We start from the raw sequence: 14627 nt of genomic DNA, 5'->3' as shown, positions 1-14627 counted from the left end.
ATAAATACCCAGCAACTCGCTGCAAAAATCAGCTCGAAAGATCAACACGCCCTAGTCTTTTAATAGATTACTTGGCCTCACTCTAGGAGTATTCATGACAGCCGAATTAAGAAAAACGAAAATCGTCACAACGCTAGGCCCTTCTACTGATAAAGGTAACGTGCTTGAAGAGATCATCAAAGCCGGTGCCAATGTCGTCCGTATGAACTTCTCTCACGGCACTAGCGACGACCATATACAACGTGCAGAAAATGTCCGAGCAATAGCCAAAAAACTTGGCACTCAGATCGCTATTCTCGGTGACTTACAAGGTCCCAAGATTCGAGTGTCAACATTCAAAGATGGCAAAATCCAACTTGCCGTTGGTGACCAATTTACTCTCGACAGTAGCCTTGGTTTAGGCGAAGGCAACCAACAAGCGGTCGGTCTTGATTATAAAGAATTACCTAACGACGTTTCAGCTAACGACATCCTGTTGCTAGACGATGGTCGTGTACAGCTAAAAGTAACCGAAGTGGAAGGTTGTCGCGTTCATACCGAAGTCATCATTGGCGGCCCTCTCTCGAATAATAAAGGCATAAACAAAAAAGGCGGCGGCTTGTCAGCAGAAGCGCTGACAGAAAAAGACAAACGCGACATCGTCACCGCCGCACAAATCAAAGTGGATTACCTTGCGGTGTCTTTCCCACGCAACGGCGAAGACATGCACTACGCTCGTCAACTCGCACGAGAAGCAGGTTTAGAAGCTCACCTTGTAGCAAAAGTAGAGCGAGCAGAGACGGTCGCCACTGTTGAGAACATGGATGACATCATAATGGCCTCAGATGTGGTCATGGTAGCTCGTGGTGACCTCGGAGTCGAAATTGGCGACCCTGAATTGGTCGGAGTACAAAAACAGCTTATACGTCGTGCTAGAGCGCTTAACCGAACGGTGATCACCGCAACTCAAATGATGGAATCGATGATTTCAGCGCCAATGCCAACCCGTGCCGAAGTCATGGACGTTGCCAATGCGGTACTTGATGGAACAGATGCGGTCATGCTTTCAGGTGAAACAGCTGCAGGTGATTACCCGGTCGAAACCGTAAAATCGATGGCTGAAGTGTGTATTGGTGCTGAGAAAATGGCGGGGATTAACAACCAATCCAATTACCGAATTGACCGCACGTTTGTGACCGCCGAAGAAACCGTTTCGATGGCGACTATCTACTCGGCAAACCATATGGAAGGCATTAAAGGCGTAGTCACTCTCACTGAATCAGGCCGTACTGCACTGATGATGTCTCGTCTAAGTGCAGATATGCCTATCTACGCACTATCTCGTAACGAAGGAACACTTAATCGCTGTACCTTGTACCGAGGTGTAACACCTATCTACTTCGAGACAGAAGCCAAAGACAGTTTTGACATTGCCCTATCTACGCTCACCTGCCTAAAAGAGCAAGAGCATCTTAAGTTTGGCGATCTCGTTATCGTCACTCAAGGCGACATTATGGATGTGGCGGGATCAACCAACTGTATGAGAATCTTGCCTGTCACCTAATGTTTGCCCGTAAGGCGAAACGATTTGCCTAATCTCATGACAAAAAAGGGTTATCGAACCAAGTTCAATAACCCTTTTTCATTTCAGTATATTCTTCGTTAATAACATCAACAATTAACGCCATTACTAGTCAACGACATGGTTACTAAAAATATAGTTACTAAAGATATAGTTAACTAACGGAATGCTAACTCATCAACTTCAAATATTATTAATCAACCTCAAGCATTACTTCTCAGCAGCAATGGTTGCCAACTGTGGCATGTGTGAACTGCGGGCATTTTTCGTAGAGGTATAAGTTTCAACAAATCGGTAACCGGCTTCTAAACCCAAATCATAATCGTGCAGTAAATCTTCTTTATTACTCATTAATGAATTGGATTTCAGCGGCTTACTCGGGGCAATTTGCACGACAAAAGCATCGTCTGGTGGGGAGTTCAAAAAATCCTGAGTCAATGAGTAAGTTTGGTAATGCACCATCAGCATATCTGCTAAGCCGGAATCAAACTTATCACCAATTAAATGACTTAATCTATAGATGTCATCCGCCCCGAATAACCATCGACCACCATTCAGTAAATCCAAATGTGATCTGTCGCGCTTCTGTTCTTTTGAGCTGAGAATTTGTTGTTGAAAGAACGAGCTCCAATCGGTTTTCCACTGTTCCACTTTTTGTTGCCAATGACCTTGAACACTGTCAAAAGATTCGCGGAACCATTCCAGTTCTTCGGCTGATATCGGTTTGGGTGTTTTTAATCGCGTACTGTTAGCTTGAACCTCGACCTCTTCCTCTAACGCTGGCTCAGTTCGGATCACAACAATGGAACGGGCTTGTCTACGCCACGCTTCTTGAACCGGGATGCAAGCTGATACACCACCATCCACATAAGCATTGTCGCCAATAAAGATTTCATCATTGTATAAGCGAGGGATCGCACAGGTTGCAATCATCACTTTGTACCAATCTTCACCCAATACTGGGAAGTAGTGATCTCGTAAGTCTTTAGAATCCGTGACGGCTGCATAGAAATGGCGCTCGCCTAGCGTTTGTCGTCCTAAATCCAAATCAAGCTTGTATGGGTAAGCCATGATTTGTTCTAAGGCCCATTCTAATCCAAGGTTCTTTCTGTGTCGTATATAAGAAAAGAGATTGAAGAATTCAGGGGACGTTGTAAGGTCGAGAAGGAAAGAACGGCCAAGGCCTTTATCGCGGCACAGATAAGCACACAAATTAAGAGCACCTGCAGAGGTACCAAAAAACTCGTCGAAGGGATCAAAATTTGAAAGAAGAAAGGCATCCAGCACTCCAGAAGTAAAAATACTTCTCTGTCCACCACCTTGGGCGACCAGTGCAGTTTTTCCAGCAATAAACTTAGCGTAATAATCTAAGTCTATTGCTGTATCAATATTGGTTATAATCCCACTATTCATTATTCCCTGAGTATAAAAACCCAGCCTCGCAATAGATGGTATTAACTACCAATTGCAATAAAGCCAAATGAGAGAATGATTGCGTAGATGACAACCGTTATTTGTAGGGCATTTTTCAGATTATGGTCCATAGACACCTCTGTCTTATTATTAATTTGTCGAGTCTCTATTTAAGTACTATCAGGTGTGTGAAGTATCTTCAAGAATCGTCGAAATTAGTCGCACAATATTGATGTAACCATCACAATTAGTAAGTGTATGGATAAGGATATACTCATGAATAACAAAGCAAATATAATGGCAATGATTACGCTTCTCTCCGTTTCGAGCGTATATGCCTCGCCGGAGATCATCATTACTCCGATGGTGGGCTATACAGGCGGTGGCAGTGTCGAAGACCAGGACGGTAAAACCTATGATATGAAAGGGTCTGAAAACTACACCTTTTCGATTGAAACGCCATTTGAAAAAGGACGCATCGGCTTTTTCTATTCTAATCAAAGCTCTGAATTAGAAACGCTCAACCTAAGCTCCTCCATCCAATACCTGCACTTTCAAAGTAGCATTTACTACCCAGCTTCTTCTGTGTTGTCTGGTTATTTGGGATTAGGCCTTGGTGCTTCTTACGTCGATGTAGACTGGGCAAAGGATAAGTATGGGTTCTCAACCTCTATCTTTGGTGGTTTAGAGTACAAATTTAGTGACCGATTAGCGTTAAACACACAACTACGTTGGTTAGGTACCGTTGTCGATAACGACACCTCCGGCGTTTGTAACATCCCAAGTAACGGGCAAGAGTGCATCATCCGCTTTGATACCGACTGGATGAACCAATTCCAAGCCAATGTCGGACTGAGTTTTACTTTCTAAGTATCGATGACCATCTCATACCAATAGAACCTCCGAATAGTTGGTCAGTTCAACTATAGAGTGTATGAATTTCAGTCATACGCTCTACTTTTAAATAAAGTCACATAACCTAATAAAGCCGAAAAAATCAGACACATAAACCAACCAGAAAACCCCAAACCAATTAATACCTCTAAAATAACCACCATTTAACATCTTAAAGACCATAACCCTACAGTTATTAAACATAGCTAATCTATTGCTTTAACCATTCTAACTAGGTAGGCTCATTAGCACGCATCAGCTGAATATTTCAGGTTATGCAAACACACATCAAACAATTAAGAATTATCCGCTGAGTTCTCCAATCGCTAACAAAATAATAATCTAAACTTTTCTTAATCACGGAAGATAAAGTAAACAGTCAAACCGTTTGCCTGTTTTAACTATCATCTCCTTACCAAGCACAGCGTGACGAGAAGCTTCATACCTCAGGGAAGTTGTAAAGGAGTTAAATATGAAGCGAGAACAGTGGGGATCCCGAGCAGGATTTATCCTTGCCGCAGTAGGATCTGCTATTGGTTTAGGAAACATTTGGCGTTTTCCATATATGGCTTATGAAAATGGCGGCGGTGCTTTTTTCATTCCATATCTATTTGCCATGCTTACGGCTGGTATCCCATTTATGATCCTAGAGTTCAGTATGGGTCAAAAATATCGTGGCTCTGCACCTGCAACCTTAGCGCGCATCAACTCAAAATTTGAGTGGCTTGGTTGGTTCCAAGTGGGTGTAGCGGCTGTCATCGCGGTCTACTATGTTGCCGTTATCGGTTGGGCAATTTCATACTTCGGTATGTCATTCAATCAAAGCTGGGGAACAGACACTAACGCATTCTTCTTCAGTGAATATCTAGCTCTAGGTGATAACTCACCGACGAACCTAGGTAGCATCCAATGGGGCATCGCTGGCGCAATGTTACTCGCTTGGGCAATCACTTATGCAGCTATCGTGGGTGGTGTTAAAGCTGGTATCGAACGTGCTTCTAAAGTAATGATGCCAGTGTTGTTCATAATGGTGATTTTGCTTATCGGACGCATGGTTTTCCTTCCAGGAGCTCTAGATGGTGTGAACTACATGTTCGAACCTGATTTCAGCAAGATCTGGGACGTAAAAGTATGGGCTGCTGCTTATGGACAAATCTTCTTCACGTTAAGTATCGGTTTTGCGATCATGTTGGCTTACTCAAGCTATTTGCCAGAAAAATCAGATATCACGAACAACGCGTTCATGACGGTTCTTATCAACTGTGGTTTCTCAATTCTTGCGGGTATTATGATTTTCTCTGTTCTTGGCTACATGGCTCAAGAACAAGGTAAACCATTAACTGAAGTAGTATCAGCAGGCGTTGGCCTTGCGTTTGTTACGCTACCTGCTGCGATTAATTTACTTCCAGCACCGTATATTCTGGGTCCACTATTCTTCTTTGCACTTGTTGTGGCTGGTTTAAGCTCTCATATCTCAATTATGGAAGCAGTAACATCTGCAATTATGGACAAGCTGAACTGGAGCCGTAAAAAAGCAGCAAGTATTGTTATTGGCGTTGGTGTTGTGGTGTCTATGGCATTTGCAACTAACGGCGGCCTACTTCTACTAGACCTAGTCGATCACTTCGCTAACAACGTCGGCATCATGGTAGGCGGATTCATTGAAATCCTTCTAATGGCATGGCTACTAAACAAAGTTAGCGATGTACGTGCGTACGTCAATGAGATTTCAGATTTCTCTATTGGCGTATGGTTTAACGTATGTTTACGCTTCGTCACTCCCGTTATGCTTGCAATCATTCTTGCAACTAAACTAAGCGCATTGTTTACAGACGGTTACGGTGGCTACGACCTGACTCTTGGCTGGGCGATGATCGCAGGATTACTAGCAATTGGCATTATCATAAATATGACAAGTAAGAAGGAAGCATAATCATGACAACGAGTGCGATTATTATGATGGTTCTTGGTCTTGGTATCACTTGGGGTGGTGCTGCAATTTGCATAAAGCGTGCAATGGACAAACAGAAATAACCTTATTTAAACCATTCAAAAATGCCAGCTACTAAGCTGGCATTTTTTTGTCTCATCACCTAGAACTTGTAGGTGATACCCAGTGCACCACCCACTTGTAATTCAACACCTTTATACATGTCGAGCTCAGGGTGAACTTGAGCGTACGCATTCCAACCTTCGTAGAAATTCACTTTAACACCTAAAGGCAAACGTAAGCCAAAATCATCATTCCACTCAGCCCAAGCACCTGCACCGACATACCAACTCAACGGAGCTTCAGCCTCAAACTGACCACGCTTCAAAATGTAGTCAAATGCAGCACCGTCGTTGCCAATCGTGGCACGGTATTTCTGATCAAATTCGACAACGACACTCAGGTCTTGGTCAATGGCTAATCCAACTTCCAAATCTGGTGCTTCAGAAGCATGCACAAACGCGGCTCCGCTGCAGCACATAAGGCCGATCAAATAACGATGTTTCATAATATTCTCAGACTGTTTTTAAAAATGGTAGTGTACTGGGTTCACAAAGAGAGGTGTCATCGCTAGGTAAAAGCGAACTGGCGCTCAAGGTTCGGTATCGGCCTTCAACACATAGAGTTGAGTAGAGCTAGTTGAGTAAGAAGAGCTTATACCAATCACAGTAAGTAAGTGTTCAGGAATAGCGCAGGAAAAAACCTTGAGAACAAGGCATAATTTTTTGATAAGTAGTTGTTCTACAATCAAAAATTCTAACGAAGTTATCGAGGTTTTTAACAAGCTAGGATGACCAGTTATTTACTACGATTGGTATTAAACGTGAGGATATTTTGCATATTGCAGAAAACAAAAAAGGAGGCCGTAAGGCCTCCTTTCAATTTATTGAATCAGCGAATTAACCGTTGTTACGGATCCACTCATCCATGTCTGTCTTAAGGTTGTCAGACTTAGTACCGAAGATAGCTTGTACGCCACCAGCAACTACAACAACACCTGCAGCGCCTAGTTTCTTCAGTTTGTCTTGGTCAACAAGAGCGGTATCAGCTACTGCAACACGTAGACGAGTAATACAAGCGTCAAGACCAGTGATGTTCGCTTTACCACCGAATGCAGCAACTAGCTCACCAGCAAGTTCAGAACCTGTAGCAACTACTTCTTCTTCAGATTCGTCTTCACGGCCCGGAGTTTTAAGGTCAAGTGCTTTAATCACAGTGCGGAATACGATGTAGTAAATTGCAGCGTAAGCAACACCACATACAACCATTAGACCCATCTTAGACGCATTGCCAGATAGAACTAGGAAGTCGATTAGACCGTGTGAGAAAGATGTACCGTGTACAAAACCTAGAGTGTTCGCAAGAACGTATGCAGAACCAGCTAATAGAGCGTGGATTGCGTACAGTACAGGAGCAACGAATAGGAATGAGAATTCGATTGGTTCAGTGATACCCGTTAGGAATGAAGTCAACGCAGCAGAAGCCATGATGCCCATTACTTTAGCACGGTTTTCAGGTTTAGCTGAATGTGCAATCGCGATTGCAGCAGCAGGTAGACCGAACATCTTGAACATGTAACCACCAGCTAGCTGACCGAAGCCATTGCCCGCTGCACGAGATGCGTCATCAGCAACTAGGTAACAAGTAAGAACACCGTTTTGAGTTTCGCCAGCAGCGTTTACACAAGTACCAGCTTCGAAGAAGAAAGGTACGTTCCAAACGTGGTGAAGACCAAATGGAATCAGAGAACGCTCAACGATGCCGTAGATACCAAACGCCACTTGTGGGTTTTGGTGAGCAGCCCAATCAGAGAACGCAGAAATAGCGCCGCCAACTGGTGGCCATACTACAGATAGTAGGATTGCTAGACCAATCGCAGAGAAACCTGTGATGATTGGCACAGCACGCTTACCAGCGAAGAAGCCAAGGTACTCTGGTAGTTGAATACGGAAGAAACGGTTGAATGCCCAAGCAGCAACACCACCGACTAGGATACCACCTAGTACACCAGTGTCGATTTTATCAACGCCCATTACACCAGCCATTACGCCTAGTGTAGCAGTCATGATGCCGTAACCAACGATAGCAGCTAGACCAGCTACACCGTCGTTATTAGTAAAGCCAAGTGCTACGCCTACTGCGAACAGTAGTGCCATTTGACCGAATACTGAACCACCCGCTTGTTCCATTAAGTTTGAAACGATTTCTGGAATGAAAGGAAGGTCTGCTGCACCGACACCTAGCAAAATACCCGCAACTGGTAAAACTGATACTGGTAGCATCAGAGACTTACCAACTTTCTGCAGGCTAGCAAAAAGGTTCTTAAACATGTTTATGCTCCTGATAAAGATAAAATAATTATATGGGTCCTAACGGCACACCCCCGTAGCCTATATGTTAGCACCCAGTGAAAATGTAACCATGTATTGCATTATATTTTCTGCCGCTAAATATATATTGATGGGGAACTAACTTTCTAGTCACTTACGAAATTTAGTTTCAAAACACGTCTTGGATCACATGTCAAATATAGAAATGCAATGCTTTACAACCCGCTAACCAACTGAAAAACAAACAAATTACAATCATCCTCTATTATTTTACTGAGTAAATAAAATAGAGGGTAATGTTATTTTTAGTAACAAAATTACAAATGTTGTAATTCACGCTCTCAAGTTCAACATATTCCGTAAACATTAAAAAAAAACGCATTTTTGGTGATCAAAAACACAAAAAGGGAGCTTTCGCTCCCTTTTGTTTGTTTAGTTAGATTTCTATCGCAAAAAAAGTTTTTGGTAATTTTTGGTCGTTTGTTCAGCAACCTCTTTCATTGATACCCCTTTTAACTGGGCGATATAAGCCGCAACTTCGACTACATATGCAGGCTGATTCTCTTTACCACGATATGGAATTGGCGCCAAATATGGCGAATCCGTTTCGATCAGCAACCTATCTAGAGGTAGGTTTTTCACAACGTCTTTAAGTTCTGTGGCTTGTTTAAAGGTCACAATTCCTGAGATCGAGATATAGAAACCTAATTCCATTGCCGCTTCAGCGAACGCTTGATCTTCAGTAAAGCAGTGAATCACACCACCACACTTCTCTGCTCCACCATCGCGTAAAATAGCTAACGTATCTTCACGCGCGTTACGCGTGTGGATGATCAAAGGTTTATTAAGCTCAACAGCCAACTCAACTTGCTGCTTGAACCTGAGCTGTTGTAGCTCTGCAGTCTCTGGTTGGTAATGATAATCTAGGCCAGTTTCACCAATCGCCACCACTTTAGGGTTGCTCGCGTACTCACGCATTCTGTCTAAACAGAAGTCGCTCTCTACGTCGAGAGGGTGAACGCCACACGAAGCCTTAACGTTATCAAACGGCGAGATCATCTCAAGCATGTTTTCAAACGAATCCAACGTCACACCGACAGAAAGCAGTTGGTCAACGTTGGCTGCTTTCGCTTTATTAACCACGTCTTCTACGCTGGTGTGTAAATCTTGGTAATCCAGTTTGTCTAAATGACAATGGGAATCTACGAACATGTATCCTCGCAAGTGGCTATCAGCCAATTCATTATGAGTAGCTCCGTATTGAGCCCAGGGTGTTGCTTTAACTGCTCAATCAATATCAGCAGTTTATTCGACGCTGCATAAGCACTTTGATAAGACATCACCTCACACAGTGCTTTCGCACTCGGAATGATAGCCTGATTAGCTAAACCAAAATGCAGCTTTTGTACATCTGACAATAAATGCCAAAGCCAGCTAAGTTGAATCAAAGGGTCTTTGCTAAGCTCTGTAGAGAACTTCAGCATGTCGGGTTGAGTGCCTTTTATCACATTCACAAAGCCATCGAGCGCTTTTGTTGAAGCTTCGACGCCACCTTGATCAAACATTGCTTTAGCTTTCAGGGGGGCGTTGTCGTTCAATGTCAGTATGTACTGAGGAACCGTTTTACCAACTTCTCCATTTAACCATGCCGATCCTGCATCCAATTGTGGACACACCACATTAAATTGCTGGCAACGGCTAAGAATAGTTGGCATTAAGCGATTACTGTTGCGCGTTGAAAGGATGAAAATACAATTACTCGCAGGTTCTTCCAGTGTTTTCAACAGCGCATTAGACGCCGATTCATTCATCGCTTCAGCCGGACTAAGCAAAATGACACGCAAGCCACCCAACTGTGACGACTGTTGAGCCCAGCGGTTACTCGCACGCACTTGGTCAACGGTAATCGATTTACCTTCTTTCTCAGGTTCGATTACATGGAAATCAGGGTGACTCCCCGACTTCATTAATTCACAGCTGTGACAAAAGCCGCATGCTTCACTTTCGTAGTTAACACACATCAGTGCCGACGTGAGCTGACTAACCAGCGCTTCCACGCCCAGCCCTTCAGGCGCATTAACGATCACAGAGTTAGGAAAACGTTCTGCATCGAGACTTTTTTTCCACTCACTCCATACAGGTGTGAGCCAAGAATAAACTTCAGCCATGACTACCTACTGTTTATCGAGCCAAGCACCTAGCGCAACTTTAATATCAGCAGCCACTTGCTCAATCTCTTGCTGTGCATTAACCACAAGAACCGTTTCGTCTTGTTCTGCAATCTCAAGGTAACGTTCACGCGTGCGATCGAAAAATGAGATGTCCATTTTTTCAATTCTATCAAGCTCACCACGGCCTCTGGCACGCTCTAGTCCTACTCTAGGGTCTAGGTCCAAATATAGTGTTAAATCTGGCTTAAAACCGCCTAGCGTGGTTTCTTTCAGTGATTCCATCGTAGTGCGTGCGATCTGACGACCACCACCTTGATAAGCTTGAGATGACATATCATGGCGATCACCCAACACCCATTTACCACTGTCTAGTGCAGGCTTGATGACGTTTTCTACTAATTGAACACGCGCTGCGTACATCAGCAGCAACTCAGTCATGTCTTGAAGCTTCTCGCCCTCGTGTTCTTCTTTGACCAACGAGCGCATCTTCTCGGCAAGCACGGTACCACCGGGTTCACGAGTATTAACGATGTCAGCGACACCAGCTGTTTTCAATGTCTCAACGATGGCATTGATTGCTGTACTTTTGCCAGCACCTTCAAGGCCTTCAACCACGATAAATTTCGACTGATTCATAATTCTTTCTTTATTTGTTTTTTCTTAATTGCTTTAAGTAAGCTCGTACTGCACGGTTATGCTCAGTCAAACTCTTTGAAAATACGTGACCGCCGGTTCCACTCGCAACAAAATAAAGGTAGTTGCTCTTCTCTGGATTCAGAGCCGCGTTGATAGACGCTTTACCCGCCATCGCGATCGGTGTTGGCGGTAAACCGCTCATTGTATAGGTGTTGTACGGCGTTGGTGTGCGTAGATCTTTCTTACGAATATTGCCTTTGTAGCTATCGCCCATGCCGTAGATAACCGTTGGGTCAGTTTGCAAACGCATACGCTTGTTCAAGCGGTTAACGAATACAGAAGACACACGCTCACGCTCAGAAGCGACAGCAGTCTCTTTCTCGATGATAGACGCAAGAATTAAAGCTTCATAAGGCGATTTAAGAGGCAGTTTATCGGCTCTATTTTCCCACTCATCATTGACCACGTTCATTAGATCTCGGTGGGCACGTTTCAACAAATCTAAATCCGTTGTGCCATAGGTGTAGTGGTATGTTTCCGCTAAGAAAAGGCCTTCTAGCTTTTCATTTTCAATACCAAGCTTTTGTGCGATCTCTTTTTCAGAGACATCATTCAACGTCTGCTGAATGAATTCGTTGTCTTTTAGCTGAACAAGCCACTCGTCAAAACGACTGCCTTCTACAAAGGTAATGGTAAATTGGTGCTCCTTCCCTTCTACAAGCACTTGTAGCGCCTGCTCTAAGGTTAAACCCGGTTCAAGCAGAAATGTACCCGCTTTTACGTCTACAAGCTCAGGATGTAACTTACGGATTAATTTCTCATAAGGAGAAGCCTCGAAAAGCCCCTCGTTAATCAACTGGGCTAGAACGCGGTTAAAGCTGCTACCTGAAGCAACAGTCACGACTTGTGGTTTTTCTAATTGAATAACTTGTTTCAGGTTATCTTGCGCTTGGTTGTAAACATAAAAACCAGCAGCACTGGCTGCGATTAAGCACAATATAATAAAAATAAATAACTTTTTGATCACGAGTTTAGTTGTCCTTGAAGGCTACGAGTAACGGTTCCAATGTTGAATTGGGTATCACTAATACGGGTAACTGGGGCAACCCCTAAAATGGAGTTGGTCATGAAAACCTCATCAGCTTGCATGAGTTGAGATAAGCAGTAGTCACTAATAGTAACGGAAAGTTCAGCTTGATTCAGCGCGGTTAACACTTGCTTACGCATAACCCCAGCAACGCCACTTTGCGTCAGTTGAGGAGTGTGAATCGTCTGCCCTTTTCGCCAAAACAGATTAGCCATGGTGGTTTCAATCACGTTACCTGATATATCCAGAACCACGCCATCCACTTCACCGGCCTGATCCATTTCATCTTTCATCAAGATTTGCTCAAGGCGATTATTGTGCTTATGACCGGCCAATAATGGGCTCAAACCCAGTGCTTGTTGGCAGATACCGAGTTCTACACCGGAATCTTGCCACGCGGAATAATGATTTGAGTAATCAAATGTACTGATGGTTATCGTTGGCTTGGCGATATTCTTGGCACTGTAGCCACGACCGCCAGCCCCACGGCTAACGTGCAGCTTGAGCCCTGCTTTTTCATTATGAGGCTTGTTTTTATCTTGAAGATTCGTTGAACCATTAAGGCTCTTTGTACCAGGAAGCGCATTGTGTTGGATATGTTCAAGTGCATTATCGAGCCAAAGGTTAACCGTATTCCAATCAAGTTCGGAAATGCGTAACGCTTTAAGACAATCATCAACACGACGCTGATGATCGTGAAAATATTGAATCTGGCCATCTTGAACAAGCATGGTAGTAAAACAGCCGTCTCCATACTGAAACGAGCGATCTAAGATATCGACAGTTTGCTGACTTTCTCCATCAACCCAAAACATGTTTTTCCCCATAAAAAGAAACGGCTCAATGCTAAAGCATCGAGCCGTTTAAAAACAGTTCTAATTATGACTATCTACGATGTTTGACTCTTATATAAGATGATTAAATCTTTTTGAAGATCAAACAGCCGTTAGTACCACCGAAACCGAATGAGTTACATGCAGCATATTCCATACCGCTAACTTTACGCGCAGTGTGAGGTACTAAGTCAATATCTAAGCCTTCTTCAGGATCATCTAAATTGATTGTTGGTGGAACAATTTGATCAATTAGAGACATCGCAGTGATGATCGCTTCAGCAGAACCCGCAGCACCTAGAAGGTGGCCAGTCATTGATTTCGTAGAAGAAACCAAGACTTGCTTGCTGCCTGCTTCGCCAAGAGCACGCTTGATGCCCTTCACTTCCGCTACGTCACCTGCAGGAGTCGAAGTACCGTGTGCGTTAACATAACCGATTTGTTCACCAGTAATGCCAGCATCACGCATAGCCGCTTCCATTGCTAGTGCGCCACCAGAACCATCTTCACTTGGAGATGTCATGTGGTAAGCGTCACCCGACATACCGAAGCCAACTAGCTCACAGTAAATCTTAGCGCCACGAGCTTTAGCATGTTCATACTCTTCAAGAACCATCATGCCTGCACCGTCACCAAGAACAAAGCCGTCGCGGCCTTTGTCCCATGGACGAGAAGCTTTTTGAGGCTCATCGTTACGAGTAGACAGTGCTTTAGCCGCACCAAAACCGCCCATACCTAGTGGTGTCGATGCTTTTTCAGCACCACCCGCTAGCATTGCGTCAGCATCGCCGTATGCAATCATACGAGCCGCGTGGCCAATGTTATGTAGGCCAGTCGTACATGCTGTAGAGATCGCGATGTTTGGACCGCGTAGGCCACGCATGATAGACATGTGACCCGCAATCATATTCACGATCGTCGACGGTACGAAGAACGGGCTGATTTTACGAGGGCCTTTTTCAGTTAGAGCCTTGTGACCGGCTTCGATCAAACCAAGACCACCAATACCAGAACCGATAGCAACGCCTACACGAGGAGCGTTTTCTTCAGTAATAGTTAGGGCTGAATCATCTAAAGCTTGAATACCTGCTGCGACGCCGTACTGGATGAACAAGTCCATCTTACGAGCATCTTTTTTAGTCATATACTCTTCGCAGTTAAAGTCTTTAACTAGACCTGCAAAACGAGTTGAGAAATTGGTTGCGTCAAAATGATCGATATTAACGATACCACTTTGACCAGCTAGCAGGGCTTTCCAAGAAGATTCTACAGTGTTGCCTACCGGCGACAACATACCCATGCCAGTGACAACTACACGACGCTTGGACACGATATTACACTCCGGGGATTGAGGTGATTTAAGATGAGGATAGATGAGTTAGATAAAACACAGGCGGTCGAGGTGACCGCCTGGGAGAGATTATTACTGAGCGCTAGTTACGTAATCGATAGCAGCTTGAACAGTAGTAATTTTCTCAGCTTCGTCATCTGGAATCTCAGTGTCGAATTCTTCTTCTAGAGCCATTACTAGCTCAACTGTGTCTAGAGAATCTGCACCTAGGTCATCAACGAAAGAAGCTTCGTTTTTAACTTCAGCTTCGTCTACACCTAGCTGTTCAACAATGATTTTCTTTACGCGTTCTTCGAGGTTGCTCATTTTTTCTTTTCCTTTACAGAGTTCGCTTTATGCGATGTTTTCCGTAGTTTATTCA

At 43.9% G+C, this 14627-nt stretch carries 15 protein-coding genes; 4 read left to right on the top strand and 11 right to left on the bottom strand.

What is annotated here, in order from left to right; all coding sequences use genetic code 11:
* The first annotated feature begins 94 nt into the window (after nt 1-94).
* Nucleotides 95-1543, top strand: a complete 1449-nt coding sequence (gene pyk, locus ACED28_RS09620; protein ID WP_012603578.1) for a pyruvate kinase — start codon at nt 95-97, stop codon at nt 1541-1543.
* 228 nt (nt 1544-1771) lie between these two features.
* Here pyk and ACED28_RS09615 read toward each other — a convergent pair whose 3' ends face one another.
* Both ACED28_RS09615 and ACED28_RS09610 read right to left on the bottom strand, forming a co-directional pair.
* The gene (locus ACED28_RS09615; RefSeq protein ID WP_371709735.1) at nt 1772-2974 is read right to left on the bottom strand and encodes a patatin family protein; all 1203 of its coding nucleotides are present in this window, start codon (nt 2972-2974) and stop codon (nt 1772-1774) included.
* A 41-nt stretch (nt 2975-3015) separates the two neighbouring features.
* Nucleotides 3016-3105: a YnhF family membrane protein gene (locus tag ACED28_RS09610; protein WP_102248935.1), complete on the bottom strand. Its 90-nt coding sequence runs from the start codon at nt 3103-3105 to the stop codon at nt 3016-3018.
* Between the two features lie 145 nt (nt 3106-3250).
* On the opposite strand from ACED28_RS09610, the gene ACED28_RS09605 reads away from it, so the two are divergent.
* The 3 genes from ACED28_RS09605 to ACED28_RS09595 all read left to right on the top strand — a co-directional run bounded on the left by ACED28_RS09605 (nt 3251) and on the right by ACED28_RS09595 (nt 5902).
* The gene (locus ACED28_RS09605) at nt 3251-3844 is read left to right on the top strand and encodes a porin family protein (protein WP_371709734.1); all 594 of its coding nucleotides are present in this window, start codon (nt 3251-3253) and stop codon (nt 3842-3844) included.
* A 496-nt stretch (nt 3845-4340) separates the two neighbouring features.
* Nucleotides 4341-5801: a sodium-dependent transporter gene (locus ACED28_RS09600; protein WP_009848987.1), complete on the top strand. Its 1461-nt coding sequence runs from the start codon at nt 4341-4343 to the stop codon at nt 5799-5801.
* Between the two features lie 2 nt (nt 5802-5803).
* Nucleotides 5804-5902 carry a methionine/alanine import family NSS transporter small subunit gene (locus ACED28_RS09595; protein WP_009848986.1) on the top strand — a complete coding sequence of 33 codons (99 nt, stop codon included), beginning with the start codon at nt 5804-5806 and terminating at the stop codon, nt 5900-5902.
* Nucleotides 5903-5961: 59 nt separating this feature from the next.
* Here the strand turns inward: ACED28_RS09595 and ACED28_RS09590 are convergent, their stop codons facing one another.
* The 9 genes from ACED28_RS09590 to acpP form a co-directional block, all read right to left on the bottom strand.
* On the bottom strand, nt 5962-6366 hold the full coding sequence (locus ACED28_RS09590; RefSeq protein ID WP_371709733.1) for a hypothetical protein: 405 nt from the start codon (nt 6364-6366) through the stop codon (nt 5962-5964).
* Nucleotides 6367-6757: 391 nt separating this feature from the next.
* Entirely contained in the window at nt 6758-8188 is a 1431-nt protein-coding gene (gene ptsG / locus ACED28_RS09585) for a PTS glucose transporter subunit IIBC (protein ID WP_009848984.1), read from the bottom strand.
* A 444-nt stretch (nt 8189-8632) separates the two neighbouring features.
* Nucleotides 8633-9400 carry a TatD family hydrolase gene (locus ACED28_RS09580; RefSeq protein ID WP_371709732.1) on the bottom strand — a complete coding sequence of 256 codons (768 nt, stop codon included), beginning with the start codon at nt 9398-9400 and terminating at the stop codon, nt 8633-8635.
* Nucleotides 9391-10356 (bottom strand): DNA polymerase III subunit delta', encoded by a 966-nt coding sequence (locus tag ACED28_RS09575; RefSeq protein WP_371709731.1) that lies wholly within the window; start codon nt 10354-10356, stop codon nt 9391-9393. Before ACED28_RS09575 ends, ACED28_RS09580 begins: the two co-directional genes overlap by 10 nt.
* Nucleotides 10357-10362: 6 nt before the next feature.
* Entirely contained in the window at nt 10363-10995 is a 633-nt protein-coding gene (tmk, locus tag ACED28_RS09570) for a dTMP kinase (RefSeq protein ID WP_102339810.1), read from the bottom strand.
* A 10-nt stretch (nt 10996-11005) separates the two neighbouring features.
* Nucleotides 11006-12022 (bottom strand): endolytic transglycosylase MltG, encoded by a 1017-nt coding sequence (gene mltG, locus ACED28_RS09565; RefSeq protein WP_017088588.1) that lies wholly within the window; start codon nt 12020-12022, stop codon nt 11006-11008.
* Nucleotides 12019-12897 carry an aminodeoxychorismate lyase gene (gene pabC / locus ACED28_RS09560; protein ID WP_371709730.1) on the bottom strand — a complete coding sequence of 293 codons (879 nt, stop codon included), beginning with the start codon at nt 12895-12897 and terminating at the stop codon, nt 12019-12021. Before pabC ends, mltG begins: the two co-directional genes overlap by 4 nt.
* A gap of 103 nt (nt 12898-13000) precedes the next feature.
* Nucleotides 13001-14245, bottom strand: a complete 1245-nt coding sequence (gene fabF, locus ACED28_RS09555) for a beta-ketoacyl-ACP synthase II (RefSeq protein ID WP_004736554.1) — start codon at nt 14243-14245, stop codon at nt 13001-13003.
* Between the two features lie 93 nt (nt 14246-14338).
* On the bottom strand, nt 14339-14572 hold the full coding sequence (gene acpP / locus ACED28_RS09550; RefSeq protein ID WP_012603569.1) for an acyl carrier protein: 234 nt from the start codon (nt 14570-14572) through the stop codon (nt 14339-14341).
* Nucleotides 14573-14627: the final 55 nt, after the last annotated feature.

Origin of the sequence: Vibrio sp. 1F253, assembly GCF_041439295.1 — a bacterium.
Classification (GTDB): Bacteria; Pseudomonadota; Gammaproteobacteria; order Enterobacterales; family Vibrionaceae; genus Vibrio; species Vibrio tasmaniensis_A.
The sequence above is the reverse complement of the archived record's forward strand: the minus strand, read 5'-3'. Positions and strand labels throughout refer to the sequence as shown.

Coding starts and splice junctions, on each gene's coding strand:
- ACED28_RS09590 (WP_371709733.1), bottom strand. CDS start 6,366: ATGAAACATCGTTATTTGATCGGCCTTATGTGCTGCAGCGGAGCCGCG.
- ACED28_RS09610 (WP_102248935.1), bottom strand. CDS start 3,105: ATGGACCATAATCTGAAAAATGCCCTACAAATAACGGTTGTCATCTAC.
- ACED28_RS09605 (WP_371709734.1), top strand. CDS start 3,251: ATGAATAACAAAGCAAATATAATGGCAATGATTACGCTTCTCTCCGTT.
- tmk (WP_102339810.1), bottom strand. CDS start 10,995: ATGAATCAGTCGAAATTTATCGTGGTTGAAGGCCTTGAAGGTGCTGGC.
- ACED28_RS09595 (WP_009848986.1), top strand. CDS start 5,804: ATGACAACGAGTGCGATTATTATGATGGTTCTTGGTCTTGGTATCACT.
- pyk (WP_012603578.1), top strand. CDS start 95: ATGACAGCCGAATTAAGAAAAACGAAAATCGTCACAACGCTAGGCCCT.
- ACED28_RS09580 (WP_371709732.1), bottom strand. CDS start 9,400: ATGTTCGTAGATTCCCATTGTCATTTAGACAAACTGGATTACCAAGAT.
- ptsG (WP_009848984.1), bottom strand. CDS start 8,188: ATGTTTAAGAACCTTTTTGCTAGCCTGCAGAAAGTTGGTAAGTCTCTG.
- ACED28_RS09575 (WP_371709731.1), bottom strand. CDS start 10,356: ATGGCTGAAGTTTATTCTTGGCTCACACCTGTATGGAGTGAGTGGAAA.
- pabC (WP_371709730.1), bottom strand. CDS start 12,897: ATGTTTTGGGTTGATGGAGAAAGTCAGCAAACTGTCGATATCTTAGAT.
- ACED28_RS09600 (WP_009848987.1), top strand. CDS start 4,341: ATGAAGCGAGAACAGTGGGGATCCCGAGCAGGATTTATCCTTGCCGCA.
- acpP (WP_012603569.1), bottom strand. CDS start 14,572: ATGAGCAACCTCGAAGAACGCGTAAAGAAAATCATTGTTGAACAGCTA.
- ACED28_RS09615 (WP_371709735.1), bottom strand. CDS start 2,974: ATGAATAGTGGGATTATAACCAATATTGATACAGCAATAGACTTAGAT.